Raw genomic sequence first — 24,095 nt, 5'->3', positions numbered from 1 at the left:
AACCATGCATATAAAGTCTAACAAATCCGTTTTTTCTATGGCCCGAATGCTCTGCTTCATCTTCGGACACCGATTCAGGGTAACCAAGGAAGTGACATCTCATATTAAAGAATATCAATGTAGTTGTTGCAGGGCCGAAGTAACCGTAAATGATGAAGGGCGCCTGACCTCGCTGACCTCACAACTGAAAGAGATCAACGAGACGCTGGCCGAATTACATCAGAAAAAGCAGCATTCCAGTTCTGCGGCCTGAAGTTATTCTTCTTTCAGGGCATTCCAGCCTCTTGCTTTGAGGGGGATTTTTGTGTTTGCCCGGGATATCAGGTGCATGCCTTCGCTTTCGGGGGTCATGTGCCCGATGATGGTCAGATGCGGATTTCCCTGAATTTTAGGGTAATCGTCCTGTTTGATGGTAAAGAGCAGTTCGTAGTCCTCCCCTCCGCTGAGGGCGACCATGGTGCTGTTTATGTCAAATTCCTCGCTGGTGGAAATAACCTGCGGGTCCAGGGGTATTTTGTCTTCGTACAGGTTGCACCCTACGCCCGATTGTTTGCAAAGGTGTAAGATCTCCGAAGAAAGACCGTCCGATATATCTATCATGGAGGTAGGTTTTACCCCGAGTTCCTTTAGCAGTACGGGAATGTCTTTTCTGGCTTCCGGTTTCAGTTGTCTTTCCACGATGTAGGTGTACATGGACAAGTCCGGCTGGTTGTTGGGGTTTACTTTGAATACTTCTTTTTCCCTTTCCAGTACCTGCAGTCCCATATAAGCACCTCCGAGATCGCCGGAAACCACCAGAAGGTCATTGGGTTTTGCGCCGTTACGGTAAACCAGGTCCTCCTCTTTGGCTTCGCCGATGGCGGTGATGGATATAAATAATCCTTTATTGGAGGAGGTGGTGTCGCCACCTATCATATCCACGTCATATAGTTTGCATGCAAGTGCAATACCGTCGTAAAGTTCTTCCAGGGCTTCCAGCGGAAAGCGATTGGAAACCGCAATGGAAACGGTGATCTGGGTGGCCGTGGCGTTCATGGCGTAGATGTCGGACAGGTTAACTATAACTGCCTTGTATCCCAGGTGTTTTAAGGGCATATACGCGAGGTCGAAGTGTACACCTTCCACCAGCAGGTCGTTGGTGACCACGGTCTTTTTGTTTTTGAAATCGAGGACGGCGGCATCATCCCCTACTCCTTTTACCGTAGATTTTCGCATTATTTTGAAATCCTTGGTCAAATGTTCAATGAGCCCGAATTCACCAAGTTCGGACAGCGAAGTGCGTTGTGGGTCTTTGTCTTCTATCATAGTGCAAAGGTAGGAGTTTTTGAAAGATAACAAGTGTGTTGGTTTATCCGGACGGAAGATGTCATGGGAAAAAATGAGCAATGTATCATTACCCTCTTTTTCGGGATGCGATTGTTATAAATTTCCCTTATACTGTGATTGTGTAATTGCTATGTAAATAGTTTATTAAGTCTATTATAGTTACTATCTTTGCATTGCAATTTAGGATTAAACCACGATAAAACCATGATAAGAGTTTCAGACACAGCAAAGCGGAAGGTTGTAGAGCTTATGACCGAGGGAGGTTTTGATGCTTCCGTAGACTTTGTGCGCGTAGGCGTTAAAAGCGGGGGATGCAGCGGACTGTCATACGAACTGAAGTTTGACAAGCTGCAAAACGAAGATGATAAGATCTTTGAAGACAATGCGGTGCGTATCCTCGTAGATAAAAAGAGTTTTTTATATCTGGTGGGGACGACACTGGAATATTCGGGCGGGCTTAACGGAAAAGGATTTGTGTTCAACAACCCGAATGCACAGCGTACATGCGGATGCGGGGAGAGCTTTTCGTTATAAGTTATAACGGGATGTTGGTTCTCCATGTACAGGCGTGGTACAGATTAATGGTATGAAATTAAAGCGATGGCATATACAGAAGAAGAATTAAAAAAAGAACTTGAAACCAAGGAATACGAATACGGTTTTTATACGGATATAGAATCGGATACGTTCCCCGTGGGGCTTAATGAAGGGATCGTTCGGGCTATTTCCAGGAAGAAGGAAGAGCCGGAATGGATGACCGAATGGCGTGTGGAAGCCTTTAGAGCATGGGAGAAGATGATCGAGCCGGAATGGGCGAATGTGACATATAAAAAGCCCGATTTTCAGAATATCAGTTATTATTCGGCGCCAAAGAAGAAAGACAAGTATAACAGCCTGGATGAAGTAGACCCGGAATTGCTGGAAACGTTCAGTAAACTGGGGATATCTCTCGACGAGCAGAAAAAGCTTGCGGGAGTGGCTATTGATGTGGTGATGGATTCCGTTTCCGTAGCTACCACTTTTAAGAAAACTCTCGCTGAAAAAGGGATCATTTTCTGTTCTATCAGCGAGGCCATTAAAGAGCACCCGGAACTCGTAAAGAAATATATCGGTTCCGTAGTGCCCAGAAAAGATAATTTTTATGCTGCTCTCAATTCGGCAGTGTTCTCGGACGGGTCGTTCTGTTACATACCCAAAGGAGTGCGTTGTCCGATGGAGCTGTCTACATATTTCCGGATCAACCAGGCGGGGACCGGGCAGTTTGAACGGACATTGGTCATTGCGGACGAAGGGAGTTATGTGAGTTACCTGGAAGGGTGCACCGCCCCTATGCGCGATGAGAACCAGCTTCACGCTGCGGTAGTTGAACTGGTTGCCCTTGAAGATGCCGAAATAAAATACTCTACCGTTCAGAACTGGTTTCCGGGAGGAAAAGACGGTAAAGGCGGGGTGTATAACTTTGTGACCAAAAGAGGGTTGTGCGAAACCAATGCCAAGATTTCCTGGACTCAGGTAGAAACGGGCAGTGCCATTACCTGGAAATACCCCAGTTGTATACTGAAAGGCGATAACTCCGTCGGGGAATTTTACTCTATCGCCGTAACCAATAACTACCAGCAGGCAGATACCGGGACCAAAATGATCCATCTCGGAAAAAATACCAGGAGTACCATTATATCCAAAGGTGTTTCCGCGGGAAAATCACAGAACAGTTACCGGGGACTGGTGCAGATCAACAGCAGGGCCGAAAATGCACGGAACTTTTCACAGTGTGATTCCTTGTTGATGGGTAACAATTGCGGAGCGCATACCTTTCCGTACATAGAAGTCAAAAACAAAACAGCCCAGATAGAACACGAGGCTACGACCTCAAAAATCGGGGAAGACCAGATTTTTTACTGTAACCAGCGGGGAATCGATACGGAAAAGGCCATTGCGCTGATCGTTAACGGCTTTAGTAAAGAGGTCCTGAACAAACTTCCTATGGAATTTGCCGTGGAAGCACAGAAATTACTGGAAATATCCCTGGAAGGTTCTGTCGGGTAAAAAGCTTAAAAAATCACCGTTATTTATCGGAATACAATCGAACAGTAGTAATGCGAAAAAAAGTGGTTGCCGGGCCTTTGTCCTTCCGGGATAAAGAACAGGGTGCCGATTTTTAAAATTTTAAGAAGAAATGCTAAAGATAAACAACTTACATGCCGGTATAGAAGGCAAGGAGATATTAAAGGGGATAAACATTGAGGTGAATGCCGGGGAAGTACATGCCATTATGGGACCTAACGGTTCCGGTAAAAGTACGCTGTCTTCCGTTATCGCCGGCAAGGAGGAGTTTGAAGTTACGGAAGGGAACATTGTCTTCGGGGGAGAAGACCTGGAGGAACTTTCTGCGGAAGAAAGAGCACATAAAGGTATTTTCCTGTCCTTTCAGTATCCCGTAGAGATTCCCGGGGTATCGGTAACCAACTTTATGAAGACGGCTATCAACGAAACCCGGAAAGCACAGGGGCTCGAAGAGATGCCTGCCAGTGAGATGCTGAAGAAAATACGGGAAAAGTCAGAGCTTCTGGAAATAGACCGTAAGTTTCTTTCCCGTTCCCTGAACGAAGGATTCTCCGGAGGGGAAAAAAAGCGAAACGAAATCTTTCAGCTGGCCATGCTGGAGCCAAAACTGGCTATTCTCGATGAAACGGATTCCGGATTAGATATCGACGCCCTCCGTATCGTATCTAACGGGGTAAACCGCTTGCGTTCCAAAGACAATGCCGTAGTGGTAATTACCCATTACCAAAGGCTGCTGGATTATATCGTGCCGGATTTTGTACACGTTCTCCTCGACGGGAAGATCGTGAAATCCGGAGGCGCGGAACTGGCACATGAACTGGAGGAAAAAGGGTACGACTGGATAAAACAGGAAAAAGTTAGTAACTAGTTTCTTGTTTCTATAGTTTTTGGTTTCATGTTTTTATGCTAATGAATCCTTTGTCTTATGGCAACGATTACCAGTTTTGAGGATTTGGATATCTGGAAGGAAGCAAGGAGGTTGCATAAAGAGATTATAACTATTTCGAAAGATACGGATTTAAAACATGATTTTAAACTCCAATATCAGATAAAAGGATCTTCCGGGTCAGTGATGGATAACATTGCAGAAGGCTTTGAAAGGGATGGAAATATGGAATTTAAACACTTTCTTTCTATAGCAAAAGGTTCCGCAGGTGAGACAAGATCGCAATTGTACCGGGTATATTTCGGAAGAAAAACTGGAGAGATTGAAAAACGACTATAAAACCCTCAGTAAGCGCATTGCAAACCTGGTAATTTATTTGAATAAGAAAGATTACAAGGGGTTGAAATTCAAAGATGAGGGATAGGGAAACCGGAAACGCAGAAACCAGAAACAATAGAAACAGAAAACACAGAAACTTAAAGTGAGTGATGGAATTAAAAGATAAATTGGTTTCTTCTTTCTTCGCGTATGAAGACGGACTGGATGTGCATTCGCCCATACATGATATTTGTTCGGATGCGATGAAGAAATTTGACAAAAAGGGATTTCCTACCAAAAAAGAAGAAGCCTGGAAATATACTTCGTTAAATGCGGTGCTGAAACAGAACTACAGTCTTTCTCCGAAAGGGGATACAGGGTTGGAGTTCAAGGATGTAATGCGGTATTTTATCCATGACATAGATTCGTATAAAATAGCTTTTGTAGACGGCAGGTACAGTTCCAATCTGTCGGCTACCTCGCATGACGGCCTGGATATATGCCTTATGAGTTCTGCGTTGAGCAAACCTAAGTACAGGACGGTTATTGAAAAGTATTTTAACAGGACAGCGAATACGGAAGACAGCCTTACCGCTCTGAATACCGCTTTTTTAAAAGAAGGGGCGTTTATAAACATCCCCAAAGGGAAAGTGGTGGACAAACCTATTCAGATTCTTCATTTTTCTACAGGGAAAGAACCGGCAATGATGCTTCAGCCCAGAAACCTGGTTGTCGTAGGCGAAAATGCGCAGGTACAGATCATTGAGCGTCATCAGAGCCTTACGGAAAACCCGGTGCTCACCAATGTTGTGACCGAGATATTTGCAGGTAAGGAAGCTTTGGTAGATTACTACAAGATTCAAAATGACAACCATGCGGCTTCTCTGATAGACAATACTTATGTATCTCAGGAGAAAAACAGCCACGCTTCCGTACATACATTTTCTATAGGCGGAAACCTTACGCGCAATAACCTGAATTTCTATCACAGGGACGAGCATGTCACTTCCACACTTAAGGGAATTACTATCATTGGGGAAAAACAGCATGTGGATCATCATACCCTTGTAAATCATGTATATCCCCATTGCGAAAGTCACCAGGATTATAAGGGGATATATGCCGATCGCAGTACCGGGGTTTTCAACGGTAAGGTGATTGTGGAAAAAGAGGCGCAAAAGACTAATGCTTTCCAGCAGAACAATAATATCCTTCTGGATGATAAAGCCACGATTAATGCCAAGCCTCAATTGGAGATATTTGCCGATGACGTAAAATGTTCGCACGGATGTACTATCGGACAACTGGACGAAGAGGCATTGTTTTACCTTCGTTCCAGGGGGATTCCAATGAAAGAGGCGAAGGCCCTGCTTATGTATGCCTTTGCCAATAATGTTCTCGAAAGTGTAAAAATACCGGAAGTAAAAGCGCGCATTAACAAGCTCATCGCAAAAAAACTGGGTGTTAATCTCGGTTTTGAACTTTAATAAGCTAAGGGAAAAAGAGGTAAAGAGTTAAGAAGTAAAAGAGTAAAAGTTGAAAAAATGGGAACGTATAATTCATTCGAAGACCTTGAGGTGTATCAAGATACACTGACTTTTACTGTAGAAATCTTTGACTTACTCAAAAAAGAAGTTTTCCGGTATGAATATGCTTTGAATGAACAGATCAAAAAAGCTGTTATCTCTATTTCAAACAATATTTCTGAAGGATTTGAACGAGAGACAGATAGGGAGTTGGTTCGTTTCCTGTATATCGCAAAAGGTTCGGCAGGAGAAGTTCGGAACTTACTTAATATTTTACAGAAAATAGACTATATAGAAGAAAAGGAGTGTGAAAAGTTAAAAAATCGGTGTTGCTCATTTCAAAACAATTAGCTAATTACATCAAATATGTAAAAAAGAGAAGTCCTATGTTGTTTAGATTATTCTCATTTATATACTTTTAGTTTTTAACTTCTTAACTCTTTAACTCATTATTTTTTTTTGCAATGGCCACTACAATACCACATACTGTCCCATTTGACGTAGAGGAAATACGAAAGGATTTCCCTATACTGCAACGACAGGTTAACGGAAAACCTTTGGTGTATTTTGACAATGCAGCGACTTCACAGACACCACAGGTGGTTATAGATGCCATTGTAGATTATTATTCCAGGTATAATGCCAACATACACCGTGGTGTTCATACCCTGTCGCAAGAAGCTACCGATGCTTATGAGCAAGCGCGGATAAAGCTGCAGAAACATTTTAATGCGGCAAAAGCATATGAAATGATTTTTACTTCGGGCACAACACACGGTATCAACCTGGTTGCGAACGGATTTTCTTCTTTACTGAAGAAAGGAGATGAGATCATCGTATCGGCTATGGAGCACCATTCCAATATTGTTCCCTGGCAGATGCTATGTGAAAAAACAGGAGCCGTGCTCCGGGTTATCCCCATGAACGAAGAAGGAGAATTGGTAATGGATGCCTATACGGACCTGCTCTCTGAAAAGACCCAGTTGGTATTTTGCAACCATATTTCCAATGCACTCGGTACGGTAAACCCCATAGAAGAGATTATAGAAAAGGCACATGGTGTTGGCGCTGCGGTCCTGATCGACGGGGCACAGGCCTGTCCGCATGTTAAACCGGACGTACAGGCCCTTGACGTGGATTTTTATGTGGCATCGGCACACAAAATGTGCGGGCCTACCGGTGTAGGGGTACTTTACGGAAAAGAAAAATGGTTACAGGAACTCCCACCCTACCAGGGTGGCGGTGAAATGATCGCCGAAGTGACGTTCGAAAAAACCACGTATGCCGGCCTGCCCCATAAATTCGAAGCCGGAACGCCCAATATTTGTGGCGGTATCGCTTTTGGAGTGGCAGTAGATTACCTGAATGGTATTGGTTTCGATAAGATAGAAGCCTATGAAAAGGAATTACTGTCTTATGCTACCGAAGAGCTTCTTAAGATAGAAGGTCTGCGTATTTACGGAACTTCCGATCACAAAACTTCGGTTATTTCCTTTAATCTTGAAGGTGCCCATCCGTATGATATAGGCACCATTGTGGATAAACTCGGAATTGCAGTGCGAACCGGTCATCATTGTGCGCAACCTATAATGGATTATTATAAAATACCCGGTACCGTAAGGGCCAGTTTTGCATTTTATAATACCAGGGAAGAAATCGATGCGTTGGTGACTGCCGTGAAAAAAGCTGCACAAATGCTGAGATAAAGATATATTTGCTGTATGTCGGATAAGGTATATAATACGATGTGTTTCAGGTAAGTGAATGGGAATCAATAAAAAAGCGGATTAGAAGTGCTCATATCAAAATAATTTCTAAATTTGCACCTCGCTAACAAACAGGACAAAACTACTAAACAACACCATAATAATGTCTTATACAGTGCCTGAACCCAAGATTTTTGCATGTGAGCAAAGTATGGTCCTCGCAGAAAAAATTGCAGAGTCTTTCGGGACAGAATTAGGACGTGTAACGTTCTCTAAATATAGTGACGGTGAATTTCAGCCGTCTTTTGAGGAATCGATAAGGGGGTCCAGGATATTTATAATCGGCTCTACCCACCCCGGAACGGAAAACCTGATGGAAATGCTGCTTATGCTCGATGCCGCCAAAAGGGCTTCGGCACGGCACATAACCGCTGTTTTACCGTATTTCGGATGGGCCAGGCAGGATAGAAAAGATAAACCGAGAGTTCCCATAGGGGCCAAATTAGTGGCCAAGTTACTGGAAACTGCCGGTGCAACCAGGATCATTACCATGGACCTGCACGCAGACCAGATACAAGGCTTTTTTGAAAAACCGGTAGATCATTTATTTGCATCTACTATATTTTTACCCTACCTGGAGTCTCTTAAGCTGGATAACCTTACCATCGCATCACCGGATATGGGAGGTTCCAAACGGGCCTATGCCTATTCCAAGTTCCTGGAAAGCGACGTGGTGATCTGCTACAAACAGCGCAAGAAAGCCAATGTTATAGACCATATGGAACTGATAGGCGATGTGAATGGAAAGAATGTGGTTCTGGTAGACGATATGGTAGATACGGCGGGAACCCTTACCAGGGCGGCAGACCTGATGATAGAAAAAGGAGCGATCAGTGTACGGGCCATTACCACACATGCCCTGCTGTCCGGCAATGCTTATGAAAGGATAGAAAACTCCAAGCTGGAGGAATTGATCGTAACCGATTCTATTCCGCTGAAGAAAGAAAGTCCGAAAGTGAAGGTGCTGACCTGTGCCAATCTTTTTGCAGATGTTATGCAAAGGGTACATCAGAACACCTCTATCAGTTCTAAATTTTTGATGTAGTCCGTTGAACGGATTACAGGAATAAAGAGAAATGTTTTAATTTTTATATATAATGAAGTCAATTACAATTAAAGGATCTCAAAGAGAAAGCGTGGGCAAAGCGTCGACTAAAGCCTTACGTAATGCTGAAAAGGTTCCTTGCGTACTTTACGGAGGAGATAGCCCTTTACACTTTTCGGCAGACGAGTTAGCGTTTTCCAAATTGGTTTACACTCCGGACGTACACACCGTAGTGATTGACCTGGAAAACGGGGGGAAATACAATGCAATCCTGCAGGACATTCAGTTCCACCCGGTAACAGATAAAATTTTGCATATCGATTTTTACCAGATGCATGATGATAATGAAGTTACACTGGAAATCCCTGTTAAGATCGAAGGAACCGCTCCCGGTGTTATAAAAGGTGGGGTATTGCGTCTTACGAAGCGTAAGCTTAAAGTAAAAGCGCTTCCTGCGAACTTGCCCGATTACATAGTTGCAAATATTTCCGGAATGGAAATCGGTAACAAACTGTATGTTACTGCTCTTGGCAATGATGATTATAAGATATTACATCCTGAGAATACCGTGGTGTGCCAGGTGAGAATATCACGTGCGGCCATGAAAGCTGCGCAGGAAGCTGCGAAGGCAGAGAAAACCGGCAAATAATTGCATACCATATTTTTGTAGAAACATCCCGGCTCTTGTCGGGATGTTTTTTATTTTTACCTGTTACAAAACGGTATATAATGCTGTCTTTTATAAAAAACATTTTTAAAGAAAAAGAACCATCCGTATCTAAGGAAGAAGACACTATGAAGAAGTTTTTGATCGTAGGCCTGGGAAATATCGGGAAAGAATATGAAAATACCCGGCATAATATCGGTTTTAAAGTGTTGGATTACCTGGCAGAAAAAGAATCTCTTCCGTTTGAGACTGCCAAATTAGGGGACAAGTCTTTGTATAAAGTAAAAGGGAGAAGTCTTATTCTGTTAAAGCCCGCTACCTATATGAACCTGAGCGGTAAAGCGGTAAAATACTGGATGGATAAGGAAAAAGTGCCCCTGGAGAATGTGTTGATCATTACAGATGACATAAACATTCCTTTCGGGACAATCCGTTTGAAGACCAAAGGGAGTGACGGCGGGCACAATGGGCTGAAGGATATACAGACACAGTTGAATACTACACAATACAACAGGTTTCGTTTTGGAGTTGGCGCTGAATTTACCAAAGGCAGACAGATAGATTACGTTTTGGGAGAGTGGAGTGAAGAAGAAAACAAAGCCCTTCCCGAGCGTTTGGGAAAGGCTTGTGAACTTATACGGTCTTTTGCCACTGCGGGAATTACGAATACCATGAATGCATTTAACGGCAAGTAAGACAAATCCGCTTTAAACATGCTCTTAGTTATATTTTAGCCGGGTTAATCTACTTTAAAGATAAAAACCTCCGATTGAGAGCGGTTACCCTGGGAATCTTTTGTGACAACACTCCAGTAATACACCGTTTTAGGGCTGACACTTACACCTTCCAGTTCACTTTCTTCGAGATCGGTTGCAATAGACGTTTCCGGTGGGTTCGAATTTCCGAAATATACATCATATCCTATGATATCTCCGTCTATATCATTGCCTTCCCATTGCAGGGAAACAGTGCCGTTTTCCGCGGTAATATTTTCACCGGGTTCGGGAGAGATTGCCGTTGCGGGGAATGGTGCATATGATTCCACACCGTCGCCGGCATTGTAGAATTTCCAGTTTTCACTTTCGGTGGTTTCCGGGATTTCGGTGCTAATGGAAGTCACCGTCCAGGAATAAGGCTCCCCTTTTTGTAACACAACTTCCAGGGAGGTCGCTTCTGTGCTGAATTCCTGGCTCGTACCATCATTCAGGTTTTGTACCCGCAGGCGATAACTATCCGTGTGTTCGGAAGGTTCCCATTCGAAAGGAATTCTGCTGTCGTGGTCATTTATGGAAACACCGGCAGTACACTCCGAATTGTTTTCCGGGAATATAAGGGTGGCCATTCCTGGTTCCGAAGGAGTATTGTCATCATCACTGCTACAGCTCATGATCATAGATGCAAGTACAATACCCAGGCCTAAAACTAATTTTTTCATTGTTCGTAGTATTGGTTAAAACTAAGAAATTTTGTCTCTTTCCGGTTAAAAAGGATTATAATTTTACCATTTTAAAGGTTTTTTTGAATTGTTTGCCCTCAATTTTTATGAGGTAAACACCCGGCACAAGATTAGATGCGTGTAATTCAAATTCGTCACCTCCGTTGTTCCTGTTGTACTTCTGGATCATTACCACCTGCCCGGTGAGGGAAAAAACAGAGATGTGAATGTCTCCTTCAATAGCATTTCCTATGAACACCCTGGTAGTCTCCCGGAAAGGATTAGGGTAAATTACCACATCATCCGGGGCTACATAGATCTTTTCGCGATATTCTCCCTGGCAGTCTTTACCTGTTTTAACGGTTAATTCGTTTTCCCCGGGTTCCAAATCCAGGGATATTTTTCCTTCGGAAGTTTGTGTGGTCATTCCGTTTAACTCTATAGTGTAAAGCTCTCCTCCCCGGAGTTCCAGTTCTACCGTACGCCTGGCTTCATTTATTGCAGAGAGTACAGCCAGTTCTTCCGGTTGCGCAATGGTCAGGTCAAAACACTGCTCGAAATCCGGATAGCCATCCACGGTGATACACATCGTATAGTTCCCCGCGGCAAGCCCGGTAGTTTTCCAGAAGTACTGGAAAGACCCCGTAATTTCCCCGCCGTTTTCCCCGCTGATCACAGCCTGGTAATCCAGTATTTCAAGAGCCTCCACGCTTATGGAGCCGTCCTGGTTCCCACGACAGGTTTCACTGGTGGCTTTAAGTGTAAAATTGTCTGCTGTCAAATCTAAAGAAGGAGGTTTCGAGCAGATATCCAGTGAAAAGGAATTCAGGGTCCCGCCGTCCAAAGCAAAACCGTCTTCAACAGTTAAGGTCCATGTTCCTTCTGTGTCTTCTCCGTGGAATGCTTCAAACAATTCCTGTGGTTGTATGTTACCGCTGACTACAGGTGATGTGGTGCTACACTCCAATGGAGATCCCGTATCACTGAAAGATGCGTTTATATCGTCATTACCCCCGCATACGCCTTCCAGAATAACCACTGTAGTTCCGGATGGGGACGTAAGGCTTACGGTAAGATCGGAAACGTAAGTGTGGGAAATATTCAATCCCAGGGTTAAGTCCGTCAATTGTCCTGCCTCGGTTATTTCAATAGAAGATGTTACCGTATTGGCGCTGGCACTATCGATGATGACCGGGGTGTTATTTTCCGTCATATCGCAACTGGGAGCGGAGGTGGAGGTATGGAAGTAGAAGGTGTCACTGTATTCTCCTTCGCCGCAGAATCCTACGATTTTCACCCTCCAGTAATAGGTCTTCTCATATTCCAGTTCCTGCGGATTATAGCCGGGTTCCGTAACGGAAGTTTCATCGATTACGGAAGAAAAATCTTCATCGGTCGCTATCTGAATAGTATAAGATTGTATATCGGCGACTTCTTCCCATTGCAGGGTGATACCTGTGTTTACATCACTGGCGTTATAGGGGGAAATCAATGCTACAGCGCCAAGCTCGGCACTATCGTGTACGTCCATGGTAATTTCACTTTGGTCGGTAAGGCCTGCTTCCGTTTCTCCGGCAATGGAAAATGTATAAGTCCCGAGAGCTGTGCTTTCTATTCCGGAAACCGTAACATGTATTTCGGTATCTCCTTCTGTTGCTACGGCCGGTTCGAAATTCACATTTATTCCTTCGGGAATATCCATGGCGGAAAAAGCTACTTCCTCGTCAAATCCGGGAGAAGCCTGGTAGGTAAAGGAAAATTCCAGGTCGTCTGGTTTGCATGCGATAAATTCGGTGTTTTCGAAAGAAAGGGCAAATTCCCGGATAGACAGGTCTCCCTTGCTGACAGCAAAGAAAACATTGTCTACTGCCTTTATAAGGATCCGCCCGGTATCCGTATTCACATTATCCGGAAAAGTAATTTCATGGCTTCCGTTGTTTTCCACATTTTCAGCTATCGGGATGAGTTCGGAAAAGTCATCGGAAGCAGCGAATAGTATATCTACGGTTTGTACATTGATATCCCCGGTATTCGTTCCGCCAACATCCCAGGTAACGGTTTGGGTACTTCCGGAAGCAATATTTCCGGGAGTATCATGGGACGTAACCGTAAAAGGGCCGGCTTCACCACTTACGGTGAGCGTTAAATTATCGCTATTATTGGCCGCTCCCCCGGCACGGTTATCTCTTACGGTCAACCGGAAATTGAGTTCCCTGGCTACTTCAGGGATCACTTCCCATTGCGAGGCGGTACTGCCTTCCAGTATCGTAGAAATTGCCGGGAAGTAGCGTGTTTTGGATGTAGAGGGCATTCTGGAGCGAAATACAGGCCCTGAAGTTGCTGTCGCACTGGGAAACGGGCTTAAAGCATCGTCTTCATCCATTTGTTCCCAGCAATAGGTCAGTTCGTCATCACTGTCCGCATCGGTGCTTTCACCGGTTAGCATAAAAGGAGTGCCTTTCGGGATGGTGTAATCCGGCCCTGCATCGGCCGTAGGTACGTTGTTTCCGGTGGGCGTATCGGTCTGGCAGGTTGTCGTTTTCACGTAGTTAGTAACCTGCTCTATGCTGAAGGCGTGGAAATAGGGATCACTGTGAGGCTGTACGTCCGTAGCGCCGGTTATGCCCGCATATCCCATAATGGTGGAACCGCTTCCCGGTTCAAAATGAGCATCTGTTGTTTCGTTCCGAACGGTAAAAGTATGGTTGGCGCCGAATTGATGTCCCATTTCGTGAGCTACATAATCCACATCAAAATTATCGCCTGCGGGAGTGGAGTGAGAAGTGAAAGCACTACCTTTTCTGTTATCCACGCATACGCACCCGATGCACCCGGCATTTCCGTTATCGCTCCCCTGAACAAACAGATGGCCTACATCATAATTTTCTTCGCCGATAACATCGCTCAGCGTGCTTTGCAATTGACTGTTAAAGCTTCCGGTGTACGGATCGGAATCCGGATCGGTATAGATTACTTCGTCCGTATTTTCGATCAGCACTGTTGTAATGGCAAAATCGTTCTCAAAAAGGGCGTTTACCCTGGTCATGGTAGTATTTATAGCAGCCAGGGCATCTTCTTTTGTGCCTCCGAAATATTGGGTGTATTCCCCGGTGGCGGATAGGGCCAGGCGATAGGTTCTCAAAGTGCTGTCATCCGCATTCCTGCCGGTAACTGCTCCGGTTTTTTGAATGACATCGTCCCGGACGGTACATTCGAAGCTGGACATGGCCTTTGATTTTTTTCTGTCGTAAACGATATAGTGTTTTCTGTCTTCGGAATAAGGTTCTATGAATACGGATCCGTGGTCACCGGAAAGTTTCATGCTGTGCAGTCCCAGGTGTGAAATACTGAAACGGATCGTAGCGGAAGGATCGTCTATACCCTGTCCTGCGTACGATTTTATTCCCGGGTATCTCGCGGCAAGAGCAGGATGCATTACCGGGGCCTCGAAAACGCGGAATTTTTCCATTTTCCCATCGGCATCAGGAAACTCTAACACTGTATTTGATCTTCCTGCATTTTGTCCTCTGAGGGGTGCATCCCGGAGTGATGCTTTCAGGTTTTCTATATTTAAAGTATAGGTTTTTCCGGAAGACAGATGTGTCTTACCCGGCAATATTTGTGATCTTCCCGCGTCGTTTACCGGGTTCCATAGGGAGTTTTGTCCGTAGCCGGCAAACAGGCATATGGAAAAAACGATAAAGAGTAATTTTTTAATCATGATTTGAGTTTAGGTTTATATGGTAATCAATGGGTGCATTGGTTTTATTCCCGGAAAATTCTGCATTATGTTTGTGGAATGATCCGGGAATTGAATTATCTCTTTCTGAAGGCTCCCTGTTGTACGGAAGGAGCATTTAGGATGGTTTTTTCCTTTTTCTTTGCACTTCGTGAAGCGTCCCAGGCAAATACAGGGCCACTGTACTGTCCGGTTACCGCAGAACCATCTTCTTTAGTGATGGTGTATTCAATGCGTTCTACCGAAGTTTCGGCACCTGTCCACGGGTTCATTCCTGTTACTTCCAGGGTAATACTCTCAAAGGATTCTTCTGCTCCCACCCACGGGTTATCATCATAATAAACCTGTGCGTCCAGGATTTCAGGCAAGGTCCCGGCCAGATAGGTATATGTACCGTTTGAAGGGAATACGAGATCTCCGGTATCCGGCTGTTCCAATGCAATATAAATATACAGGTCATTGGGATAACTGGCCGTACCGTCACCGTTATCTATTTCCAGGAAAGGGTTGAATGCCCATATGGATTCCAGCCCGTTTTCGCCCTGGAAGGTCCCGAAGTAAGCAAAAGTACCCGTCGGAGTTTCATAAGTGGTGTCATTCAGAACAAAGAAGTTATCCGATACGTTAATTTCAACAGGATCGCTGGTGAATTCCCCGTAGACGGCTGTTATGGTGTAAGTTCCTGTTTCTTCGGGTGTAAACGTGTTGCCTTCTGTTTCTTCCCCGCCGACCATAATGGTTGCTTCGGAAGTGATATCTATATCGTCATCGGCAAAAACCGTAAAGGTTACGGATTCACCCAGAAGAATATCGCTTTTGTCCGCTTCGACCGAAATGGAGTTCGGCAGTACTTCAATGTCGATCGGAGCACTTTCCAGACCGGCATAGGTTGCCATTGCAGAGAAAGTTCCCGGTCTTTCCGGTAAGAACCTTTCCCGTTCCAGGGTATCCCCGTCTACGGCGATCACGGATTCGTAGGTAACGTCAATCCCCGTATCCGTTGTAACGAGAAAGGAAAATACCTCTCCGAGATTCAGAGTGGTCTGTTCCGAGGAAATTTCTATGGAAGAGGCCTTACGGTCCACTGCAATCACTTCGTAATGGGAGGCGGTAATGAGGTTTTTAAAACTTGCCTTTACCTCGTAAGTACCGGTTTGGGCAGGGGTAAAAGTATTTTCTTCCAGTACCTTATTGTTTACGGTTATGGTAGAGGAGGAGGTAACGTCATCTCCTTTATTTGTGGTAACGGCGAAAGTTATAGTTTCTCCCACCTGTACCATTGTAGTGTCGGCGCTTACGGATAAGGAACCGGAACTATCGTTGCCGGAATCATCGTCGCTATCGCACGAGCTCCAGAAAAGGATTCCAATACATAGAAAAAAGAAGTAAAAAATTCTCATAGGCGTAGATTAATGTTAATAATATAAGATCGGGGTAACGAATATAAGAATTATTTAACATTAAATATCGCTGTGAGTAATAAAAAATATTTTCCGGGTGTCGAAATGAGAGTTTTTTAAAAACAGGAGGTATTTCTTATCTTTTTACGATTTTCGCGGTTTTACGAATGTCTTTTCCTTTGATTTTTACCAGGTATACGCCCGGGGGAAAGGAGTACAGTCCCAAATCCATATGCTCGCGGGCATCGGCAAGGCTTTGGGAGATCATAAGTTTACCGGAAAGGGAATACACGGATATATGGAGTTCTCCGGAGATATTGCTGCCGATGTAAGCACTGGCACTGTCGGTAAACGGATTGGGATAGATCACCACATCGTCCGGAGCGATGTAAATATCCTCTTCGTAAATACCCTGACATGGTTTGTCCGTTCTGACAACAATGGTGTTTTTCCCCGATTTCAGGTTCAGGGCTATATTGTTTTCCGTAGTTTCCACGGGGGTTCCGTTTAGTTCAATGGCGTATAATTTCCCGCCTTCCAGTTGTAGTTTAACGGTATTGTTTGCTGCGCTGACTTCGGAATGGACGGACAGGTCTCCGGATGGCGCTACCGCAACATCAAAGCACTGTATGTACACCGGGTTGTCTTCTACGGAAAAGCACAGTTGATAAGTGCCGGGCTCCAGGTTGGCAGCTTGCCAGCTGTCCGTGAAGTTTTCCGTGATGTCCACGCCGTTTCCGCTGAATTCCACCTGGTAGTTCAGCGCAATTTCTGCCTGGACATTGATAATGCCGTCCCTGGTATTTTTACAGGATTCGTCCGTTATCCTGATCCTGAAATTATCTGCCGCGGGAGAAGGGCACCTGGTAATACCGAAAGAATGGATAGCGCCGCCATCCTGGGGATGGGCATCTGTAACCGTGAGTGTCCAGGTTCCCTGTATGGACTCCCCGCGAAACCGGGTAAGGGACTCATCGGGTTTTACGGTACCGCCTATAGCCGGGTTATTGTTACATCGGACAGGTTCGCCCGTTGCACTGAATACGGCATTTATATTCTCTGCCTCGTCACACACTCCCGAAAGAATGCGTACGGTAGTACCGGAGGGTGAAGTGAGGGTAACGGTAAGATCGGATACCCATGTATGCGCTATGTCCAGCGACAGGGAAATGCCGCCTGTGATAATATCGTCATCCGTGATGGTCAGGGATGATGTAACTGTTGAAGCCTGGGCTGCCGGAATAACTACGGTATTATTGCTGGTGTATGTTTTGCACTGTGTTTCCAGTGTGCGGAATGAGAAAGCGTTACCGTATTCCCCTTCGCCACAGGAATTTTTCGGTTTTACCCTCCAGTAATAGGTATGGTCATTTTCCAGGTTTTCGGGTTCGTAATAAGGAAAAGCTACCGATGCGGTTTCCAGTATCGGGGAAAAATCACTTTCCGCAGACAGTTGAATTTCGTAAGTCTCTGTATTTGGCGATTCTTCCCATTCGAGAGTAATTCCGAAGGAAGGGCGCAGTTCTTCTGTCCCGTTTGCCGGGGCCGAAAGAGCCACATTTTCAAAATCTTCGTTATATACCTGTAGTGACAAAGGGATTTCCCTGACCTGTTCTCCGGACGTTCCTTTTACCGTGATGTCGTATTCTCCCGGAGCGGAAAAACCTGTGATTTTAACTTCTACCGGGGTGCCGTCCGAAGTTGCCGAACCTGGGGTGAATGTGGCATTAAGGCCCGCGGGGATTTCCGCGGTAAACCCGGTTTCGTCATTAAACCCGTCGTATGCCCGGTATACAAAAGAAAAGATAGCTTCTCCCGGGAGACATACTTTTTCGGACAGGCTTTCGAAATCCAGAACGAAATCGCTCGGCTCCACGGTAAGGTTTGCCGGGTTGACGGCAAAGAAGATATTTCCCTGCGGCTTTATCATGATCCTGGCATTTGCAGTATGGATATCCCCGGGAATAAGCACCGTGGCAGATCCGTTGTTCGGTACACCTTCGGCGAGGGTTACGGGATCGTTAAAACTGCTGTCCGTAAAAAGAAGGATATCTGCAAGTTCCGCAGAAATAGCTCCCGTATTGGTTCCTGCGACGTCCCAGGTTATGGTCTCCGTATCTCCGCCGGCTATTGTTTTTTCATTTTGATGAGAAGTTATAATAAAGGGACCTCCATCGTTAGTTACGGTAATATTCACGTCGTCTCTTGCCGTTTGCCCCCCTGCCGTATTGTTGTCACGTACCAGAAAGGAGAAGTTCAATTCGCGCCGAACAGATGGGAGTGCCTCCCATGTGTTTGCCAGTTCGCCGGAGAGAATGTCGTTTAACCTCGGAAAATACCGCACCGGTTCTTCACCAGGATTATAAGAGCGGAAAACAGGGCCACCGGTAGAAGATGCTTCCGGGTAACCTCCGTATATCTGGTTGTCTGTCTGCTCCCAGTTATAGGACAAGTTGTCCCCGTCCGGATCGGAAGCAGTCCCCGTAAGAACAAAAGGCGTACCTGCCGGAATAACATAATCCGGACCCGCATTTGCCGAAGGGACATGGTTACCTGTGCTTTGCAGCGTGGCACAGGTACTGTTCCCTTCCGTGATGTTCTCCCAGATCTGGGCAATGCTGACCGCGTGGAAATAGGGGTCACTGTTATTTTGTATATTAGGGGGGCATATGCCGGCATATGCCATAATGGTAGAACCACTTCCGGGTTCTACGGCAGTTCCGTTGCTTATTTCACCACCACAATTGTTGTTGAAAGTATGTGTGGCCCCGAACTGGTGCCCCATTTCGTGGGCTACATAATCTATTGCAAAAGGGTCGCCCACGGGCGAGGACGTTCCGGTTACCCCCATTGCTTTTGATACGGTACAGGGGGAGTTAAGCTGTGCGATTCCGCCGGCTCCCGTACTGAAAACATGGCCTATATCGTAATTTCCGGTTCCGATGATATTGTCGATAATAGGCTGTATTTCATCTATAAGTGTCCTTCCTTCGTTATTGGTCATTCCGTCCGTGTCTGCGTCGAGGAAGATAAGTTCGTCATTGTTGTCTATAAGCTGCATGGTGAGAGACATATCTCTTTCGTAAATGCCATTGACACGGGTCATAATGGTGTTCATGGCAGAAAGTACGGCCGCCTTTTTTTGTGTACTTGTCCCGTTGTTTACCCCGGCGGCATCGATGTGATATTGTGCAAATTCCCCGGTGCATGCCAGGGCAAGGCGAAAAATTCTCATTTGTCCGTCATCCGGCCCTCTTTGTGCCGCCGGATTTTTTAATCCCATGGTCTTGGCTTCTTCTCTTGCCATACATTCGAAATCCCGGTCATAGGAAGAAAAGGATTGCCGGGATGCCAGGAAATAAGTGTCTTTACTTTGTTCGTCCGGATTGATGTAATAGGTGTCTGCCTTGTCATAGATTACGCCGTGGAATCCGAAATCATCCGTACTGAAACGTATCTTCGTATGCGGATTGACCACCGACCTTCCGGAATACGATTTTATACCGGGATACTTTTGGGAGAGTTTTTCGGAGAGAACCCGGATTTCTGTCACTTCAAAATCTTCCATGGCCCCGTTTTTAACCGGGAAGGAAACCACTTTTTTTCCTTTGCCCTGTAAAGTAGTGGTACGGGTATTGTGCGTTGCGCCCAATGTGCTTTTCAGGCTGTTTAATTCCAGTTGGTATCCATCTGCTTTCTGTCCCGAACGGAGAATGGAGGCCGGCTGATGATCAAGAGAGACTTTTTTCCACGGGTTTTGCTGTGCATTTGCGGACAGGATAAGGAAAAGCAGGGGTATAAAAGAAAGTAGGAATCTTTTCATAGGTTGGATATATAATTGTAAATGTAAATAAAATTTAGAATTAATACCGTGGAAAAAGGAGGCTTCACTTCCGGTTTCTACGGTTTAACCTGTTGGTTTTGACAATCCGGTGTTGGATAAATTCCATAGACAGGCTGCGTAAAAGGTGGTTTACAATACCTTTTTATGAGGGGGAATATGGGATTTAGACAATTAAAATTTGTTACTTTGTAGTGTTGGATAAAAATCTTTATTCGTGATTATTAAAAAAACGCTTTCAGACGATAGTGAAACCGGCTTTTCTGTAGTAACGATAGGTACTTTTGACGGAGTGCATATAGGCCACAGAAAAATACTAGATAAACTTATTTCGAGTGCGCAGGCCAATAATCTGAAATCTACCATTTTTACATTTTTCCCCCATCCGCGAATGGTTTTGCAGCAGGACGCGGATATAAAACTGATAAATACCCTGGATGAAAAAATATCCATACTGGGGAAAAGCGGTCTGGATCAACTTATCATACACCCCTTTACCCGGGAATTTTCCCGGCTTACGGCCATAGAGTTCGTAAAGGATATTATAGTGGAGAAACTCCGTGCCAAAAAAGTGATCATAGGTTATGACCACCGTTTCGGCAGAAACCGTACGGCAACGATCGAAGACCTCGTGAAATTCGGGGAAGCTTACGATTTTGAAGTAGAAGAGATAGGGGTGGAAGAGGTTAATGAGGTGTCGGTAAGTTCCACTAAAATACGAAAAGCATTACATGAAGGAGATATGGAAACGGCCAATCTGTATCTCGGTTATGATTTTATGCTTACCGGAGAAGTGGTAAAAGGCAAGGGACTGGGAAGACAGATCCGTTTTCCTACGGCTAATCTGCGGATTGCGGAAAAATATAAACTCATTCCGCGAAACGGTGTTTATGTGGTGAAGAGTGATATCGCCGGAAAAACCGTATATGGAATGATGAATATCGGTTTTAACCCTACCGTAAACGGTACTACACGGTCCATAGAAATACACTTTTTTGATTTTGACCGGGATATTTACGGAGAAAAAATACAGGTGGATATGCTGAAAAGGCTGCGGGATGAGGTTCGTTTTGAATCGGTGGAAGCCTTGTCGGCCCAACTGGACAAAGACAGGGAAAAAGCCCTTGATTATATAGGAAAACTATAAGGAATTTTTAATTTTATAAAACGGTACACCCCCCCTGGCCCCCCTCAAGGGGGAATTATTCGTCTTTTTAAAAGACCGTTACAGTTCCCCCTTGAGGGGGGCAGGGGGGTGTTAGAAACCTCATCTATAATATCCATAAATATCCATGACTGCTTTCCTGTTTAAGCGTATAGACAATGCCCCGCTCATCGTTTTCCGGATCCTTTTCGGACTGCTGATCTTCCTGGAATCGGTCGGAGCCATATTTACCGGGTGGATAAAAAGAACATTGATACAGCCGGAATTCACGTTTAATTTTATCGGTTTCGATTGGCTGCAGCCGCTTCCCGGCAACTGGATGTATGTCTACTATGCCGTGATGGGACTGTTCGGGTTGTTTGTTATGATAGGGTATAAATACCGCTGGAGCATGGCAGCCTTTACGCTGATGTGGACAGCAACATATCTCATGCAGAAGGCATCCTATAACAATCATTATTACCTGCTTATCCTCATATGTCTGCTCATGCTGGTACAACCGGCAAACCGTTATCTCTCCGTCGATGCGAAACAAAATGAGAATCTCCGGGATATCTCCATGCCCGGGTGGTGTTCGGTTATCATTATTCTTCAGGTTGGCATTGTATATACCTATGCTTCCGTGGCGAAGTTGTATCCGGACTGGTTGAATTATACGGTTGTGGAAAACCTGATGCTGGGCAGAAAAAATTACCCGGTTGTCGGCGCGTTATTACAGCAACATTGGGTGCATGTATTTATCACCTGGGCAGGGATGCTTTTCGATGGTCTTGTAGTGCCGTTATTGCTCTGGAAACCTACGAGAAAGATTGCATTTGTGGCATCCGTTGTTTTTCATCTCTTTAATTCTTTTGTCTTCCAGATAGGGATATTTCCATATATGTCGCTCGGCTTTACCCTCTTTTTCTTTGAACCCCGGGTCATAAGGAACATTTTTCTGAAAAAGAAACCGCTATATACCGCCGGTGAAATGAGGGTGCCCGAATACAAGAATCTTATTTTATATGTGGGAACGGTTTACTTTCTCATACAGCTTGCCCTTCCGCTGCGTCACTGGTGTATTCCCGGGGATGTACTCTGGACGGAAGAAGCCCACCGGATGAGCTGGCGTATGATGTTGCGCAGCAAGGGGGGATATATGCATTTTAAGGTAGTGGACAAGGACAGTGGAAAAACAGAAATGGTTTATCCCAAAGACCGTCTTTCTTTCAAGCAACGGAGGATCGTGGCTACCAAACCGGATGTCATATGGCAGTTTGCACAACGCCTGAAAAAGGAATACGCCGCGCAGGGAAAAGATGTGGCTGTATATGCCGTAGGTAAAGTGAGCGTTAACCGCAGACCCGCAAGTCCTTTTATAGATCCTCAAACGGACCTTGCCGCGGAGAAGTGGAACCCTTTCCGGCACAGTACCTGGATATTGCCTGAACCCTGGGGGGAAGAGCAATTATCATCTCCGGAATCAGACAGGCGGAATTCAAAGGAAAATAACCCCTGAAATTGACTGAAATCTTCTTAAATTTGTCGTTCGCCCGGAAAAAAGGCGGACAGGATTTTTTTCAATATAAAAATTACCTATTTAACAATGCTGCAATTACAATTTATTAGAGAGAACAAAGACCGGGTGATTCGCGGACTGGAAAAGCGAAACCTGGGTAAGGAAGCCGAAGAGCTGGTAAACGAGGCGCTACGGCTGGATGAAGAACGCAGAAGGGTTCAGGCTGCATTAGACAATACCCTGGCAGAATCTAATAAATTGTCGAAAGAGATAGGTAACCTGTTCAAAAGCGGGGATCATCAGAAAGCGAACGAGCTCAAAGAAAAGACCGCCGTACTCAAAACAGAATCCAAAGAGCTGAATGAAAAGCTCAACGAAACGGCTGTAACCCTTAACGAGGTGTTGTACCGTATACCTAATGTACCTCATGAAACCGTTCCTCCGGGAACTTCAGACGAGGATAACGTAGAAGTTTTCCGTATGGGAGATATCCCACAGCTGGAAGAAGGGGCTTTGCCGCACTGGGAACTGGCCAAAAAATACGATCTGATCGATTTTGATCTCGGCAGTAAGATCACCGGGGCCGGTTTTCCTGTCTATAAAGGTAAGGGAGCCAGGTTGCAAAGGGCATTGATAAGCTATTTCCTGGATAAGAACCGCGAAGCAGGATATTTCGAGTATTTCCTGCCGTATTTTGTCAACGAAGCTTCCGGTTACGGAACCGGGCAGTTGCCGGATAAAGAAGGGCAAATGTACCATATAGAAAAAGACGATCTTTATGTGATCCCTACCGGGGAAGTACCGATAATGAATTGTTACCGGGATACCATTGTACAGGAAGACGAACTTCCCGTAAAAGCCACGACGCATACGCCGTGCTTCCGCAGAGAAGCGGGGTCTTACGGCGCTCATGTAAGAGGGCTGAACCGCCTGCACCAGTTCGAAAAAGTAGAGATCATTCAGATTACCCGTCCGGAAAATTCCTATAAGGCCCTGGATGAAATGGTGGAACATGTAAAAGGTATTCTGAAGGAATTGCAGCTCCCCTATCGTGTCCTCCAGCTTTGTGGTGGAGACCTGGGGTTCACGGCCGCTATAACCTTCGACTTTGAGGTGTTTTCAACCGCGCAGGACCGATGGCTGGAAATCAGTTCGGTTTCCAATTGCGAAGACTACCAGAGCAACAGGTTGAAACTGCGCTTTAAAAATAAAGAAGGGAAAATGACCCTTTGCCATGCCCTTAACGGAAGCTCGCTTGCCATTCCCAGGGTGCTTGCGGGTATCCTGGAAAATTACCAGGATAAAGACGGTATAAGAATACCCGAAGTACTGGTGCCTTATACCGGGTTTGACAGAATTTCGTAACTTGGGTGCGTAAAGAGAGCGCACGGGAAGTAATTAGTACTGTCAGTCTGAATG

Annotated in this window: 18 protein-coding genes and 1 pseudogene; 14 read left to right on the top strand and 5 right to left on the bottom strand. The window is 45.2% G+C overall.

Features of this window, described 5'->3' with window-relative positions; translation table 11 throughout:
* The first annotated feature begins 4 nt into the window (after window positions 1–4).
* Entirely contained in the window at window positions 5–253 is a 249-nt protein-coding gene (locus ACVBDU_RS09515; protein WP_447179513.1) for a DUF1660 family phage protein, read from the top strand.
* Window positions 254–255: 2 nt separating this feature from the next.
* Here the strand turns inward: ACVBDU_RS09515 and thiL are convergent, their stop codons facing one another.
* Window positions 256–1,305 carry a thiamine-phosphate kinase gene (thiL, locus tag ACVBDU_RS09510; protein WP_447179512.1) on the bottom strand — a complete coding sequence of 350 codons (1,050 nt, stop codon included), beginning with the start codon at window positions 1,303–1,305 and terminating at the stop codon, window positions 256–258.
* Window positions 1,306–1,530: 225 nt separating this feature from the next.
* On the opposite strand from thiL, the gene ACVBDU_RS09505 reads away from it, so the two are divergent.
* From ACVBDU_RS09505 to pth, 10 genes and pseudogenes are all read left to right on the top strand, one after another.
* The gene (locus ACVBDU_RS09505; RefSeq protein ID WP_447179511.1) at window positions 1,531–1,860 is read left to right on the top strand and encodes a HesB/IscA family protein; all 330 of its coding nucleotides are present in this window, start codon (window positions 1,531–1,533) and stop codon (window positions 1,858–1,860) included.
* A 66-nt stretch (window positions 1,861–1,926) separates the two neighbouring features.
* On the top strand, window positions 1,927–3,372 hold the full coding sequence (sufB, locus tag ACVBDU_RS09500) for a Fe-S cluster assembly protein SufB (protein WP_447179510.1): 1,446 nt from the start codon (window positions 1,927–1,929) through the stop codon (window positions 3,370–3,372).
* 130 nt (window positions 3,373–3,502) lie between these two features.
* On the top strand, window positions 3,503–4,258 hold the full coding sequence (sufC, locus tag ACVBDU_RS09495; RefSeq protein WP_447179509.1) for a Fe-S cluster assembly ATPase SufC: 756 nt from the start codon (window positions 3,503–3,505) through the stop codon (window positions 4,256–4,258).
* A 57-nt stretch (window positions 4,259–4,315) separates the two neighbouring features.
* A pseudogene (locus ACVBDU_RS09490) lies at window positions 4,316–4,700 on the top strand (four helix bundle protein).
* 64 nt (window positions 4,701–4,764) lie between these two features.
* Entirely contained in the window at window positions 4,765–6,081 is a 1,317-nt protein-coding gene (gene sufD / locus ACVBDU_RS09485) for a Fe-S cluster assembly protein SufD (RefSeq protein ID WP_447179783.1), read from the top strand.
* 57 nt (window positions 6,082–6,138) lie between these two features.
* Entirely contained in the window at window positions 6,139–6,471 is a 333-nt protein-coding gene (locus tag ACVBDU_RS09480) for a four helix bundle protein (protein WP_447179508.1), read from the top strand.
* Between the two features lie 113 nt (window positions 6,472–6,584).
* Window positions 6,585–7,826 carry an aminotransferase class V-fold PLP-dependent enzyme gene (locus tag ACVBDU_RS09475; protein WP_447179507.1) on the top strand — a complete coding sequence of 414 codons (1,242 nt, stop codon included), beginning with the start codon at window positions 6,585–6,587 and terminating at the stop codon, window positions 7,824–7,826.
* A gap of 163 nt (window positions 7,827–7,989) precedes the next feature.
* Entirely contained in the window at window positions 7,990–8,931 is a 942-nt protein-coding gene (locus ACVBDU_RS09470; protein ID WP_447179506.1) for a ribose-phosphate pyrophosphokinase, read from the top strand.
* A gap of 52 nt (window positions 8,932–8,983) precedes the next feature.
* Window positions 8,984–9,580 carry a 50S ribosomal protein L25/general stress protein Ctc gene (locus ACVBDU_RS09465; RefSeq protein WP_447179505.1) on the top strand — a complete coding sequence of 199 codons (597 nt, stop codon included), beginning with the start codon at window positions 8,984–8,986 and terminating at the stop codon, window positions 9,578–9,580.
* Between the two features lie 80 nt (window positions 9,581–9,660).
* On the top strand, window positions 9,661–10,293 hold the full coding sequence (gene pth, locus ACVBDU_RS09460; RefSeq protein WP_447179504.1) for an aminoacyl-tRNA hydrolase: 633 nt from the start codon (window positions 9,661–9,663) through the stop codon (window positions 10,291–10,293).
* A 44-nt stretch (window positions 10,294–10,337) separates the two neighbouring features.
* On the opposite strand, the gene ACVBDU_RS09455 is transcribed toward pth, so the two are convergent.
* The 4 genes from ACVBDU_RS09455 to ACVBDU_RS09440 form a co-directional block, all read right to left on the bottom strand.
* A complete protein-coding gene (locus ACVBDU_RS09455) occupies window positions 10,338–11,033 on the bottom strand; it encodes a fibronectin type III domain-containing protein (protein WP_447179503.1) in 696 nt (231 codons plus the stop codon).
* Between the two features lie 55 nt (window positions 11,034–11,088).
* Entirely contained in the window at window positions 11,089–14,754 is a 3,666-nt protein-coding gene (locus ACVBDU_RS09450) for a reprolysin-like metallopeptidase (RefSeq protein WP_447179502.1), read from the bottom strand.
* 95 nt (window positions 14,755–14,849) lie between these two features.
* Window positions 14,850–16,172: a hypothetical protein gene (locus ACVBDU_RS09445; RefSeq protein WP_447179501.1), complete on the bottom strand. Its 1,323-nt coding sequence runs from the start codon at window positions 16,170–16,172 to the stop codon at window positions 14,850–14,852.
* Between the two features lie 136 nt (window positions 16,173–16,308).
* Entirely contained in the window at window positions 16,309–19,995 is a 3,687-nt protein-coding gene (locus ACVBDU_RS09440) for a zinc-dependent metalloprotease family protein (RefSeq protein WP_447179500.1), read from the bottom strand.
* A 235-nt stretch (window positions 19,996–20,230) separates the two neighbouring features.
* On the opposite strand from ACVBDU_RS09440, the gene ACVBDU_RS09435 reads away from it, so the two are divergent.
* The 3 genes from ACVBDU_RS09435 (at window position 20,231) to serS (ending at window position 24,041) form a co-directional block, all read left to right on the top strand.
* Window positions 20,231–21,160 (top strand): bifunctional riboflavin kinase/FAD synthetase, encoded by a 930-nt coding sequence (locus ACVBDU_RS09435; RefSeq protein WP_447179499.1) that lies wholly within the window; start codon window positions 20,231–20,233, stop codon window positions 21,158–21,160.
* Between the two features lie 145 nt (window positions 21,161–21,305).
* Entirely contained in the window at window positions 21,306–22,676 is a 1,371-nt protein-coding gene (locus tag ACVBDU_RS09430) for an HTTM domain-containing protein (protein WP_447179498.1), read from the top strand.
* Window positions 22,677–22,763: 87 nt separating this feature from the next.
* Entirely contained in the window at window positions 22,764–24,041 is a 1,278-nt protein-coding gene (gene serS / locus ACVBDU_RS09425; RefSeq protein ID WP_447179497.1) for a serine--tRNA ligase, read from the top strand.
* The last annotated feature ends 54 nt before the right edge of the window (window positions 24,042–24,095 follow it).

It is taken from the genome of Sinomicrobium endophyticum (assembly GCF_052983315.1).
Note: the sequence above shows the minus strand (reverse complement) of the source record. Positions and strands in the feature narration are given on the sequence as shown.

Coding starts and splice junctions, on each gene's coding strand:
- sufC (WP_447179509.1), top strand. CDS start 3,503: ATGCTAAAGATAAACAACTTACATGCCGGTATAGAAGGCAAGGAGATA.
- sufD (WP_447179783.1), top strand. CDS start 4,765: ATGGAATTAAAAGATAAATTGGTTTCTTCTTTCTTCGCGTATGAAGAC.
- ACVBDU_RS09445 (WP_447179501.1), bottom strand. CDS start 16,172: ATGAGAATTTTTTACTTCTTTTTTCTATGTATTGGAATCCTTTTCTGG.
- pth (WP_447179504.1), top strand. CDS start 9,661: ATGCTGTCTTTTATAAAAAACATTTTTAAAGAAAAAGAACCATCCGTA.
- ACVBDU_RS09430 (WP_447179498.1), top strand. CDS start 21,306: ATGACTGCTTTCCTGTTTAAGCGTATAGACAATGCCCCGCTCATCGTT.
- thiL (WP_447179512.1), bottom strand. CDS start 1,305: ATGATAGAAGACAAAGACCCACAACGCACTTCGCTGTCCGAACTTGGT.
- ACVBDU_RS09465 (WP_447179505.1), top strand. CDS start 8,984: ATGAAGTCAATTACAATTAAAGGATCTCAAAGAGAAAGCGTGGGCAAA.
- ACVBDU_RS09470 (WP_447179506.1), top strand. CDS start 7,990: ATGTCTTATACAGTGCCTGAACCCAAGATTTTTGCATGTGAGCAAAGT.
- ACVBDU_RS09475 (WP_447179507.1), top strand. CDS start 6,585: ATGGCCACTACAATACCACATACTGTCCCATTTGACGTAGAGGAAATA.
- sufB (WP_447179510.1), top strand. CDS start 1,927: ATGGCATATACAGAAGAAGAATTAAAAAAAGAACTTGAAACCAAGGAA.
- ACVBDU_RS09455 (WP_447179503.1), bottom strand. CDS start 11,033: ATGAAAAAATTAGTTTTAGGCCTGGGTATTGTACTTGCATCTATGATC.
- ACVBDU_RS09515 (WP_447179513.1), top strand. CDS start 5: ATGCATATAAAGTCTAACAAATCCGTTTTTTCTATGGCCCGAATGCTC.
- ACVBDU_RS09505 (WP_447179511.1), top strand. CDS start 1,531: ATGATAAGAGTTTCAGACACAGCAAAGCGGAAGGTTGTAGAGCTTATG.
- ACVBDU_RS09480 (WP_447179508.1), top strand. CDS start 6,139: ATGGGAACGTATAATTCATTCGAAGACCTTGAGGTGTATCAAGATACA.
- ACVBDU_RS09450 (WP_447179502.1), bottom strand. CDS start 14,754: ATGATTAAAAAATTACTCTTTATCGTTTTTTCCATATGCCTGTTTGCC.
- ACVBDU_RS09440 (WP_447179500.1), bottom strand. CDS start 19,995: ATGAAAAGATTCCTACTTTCTTTTATACCCCTGCTTTTCCTTATCCTG.
- serS (WP_447179497.1), top strand. CDS start 22,764: ATGCTGCAATTACAATTTATTAGAGAGAACAAAGACCGGGTGATTCGC.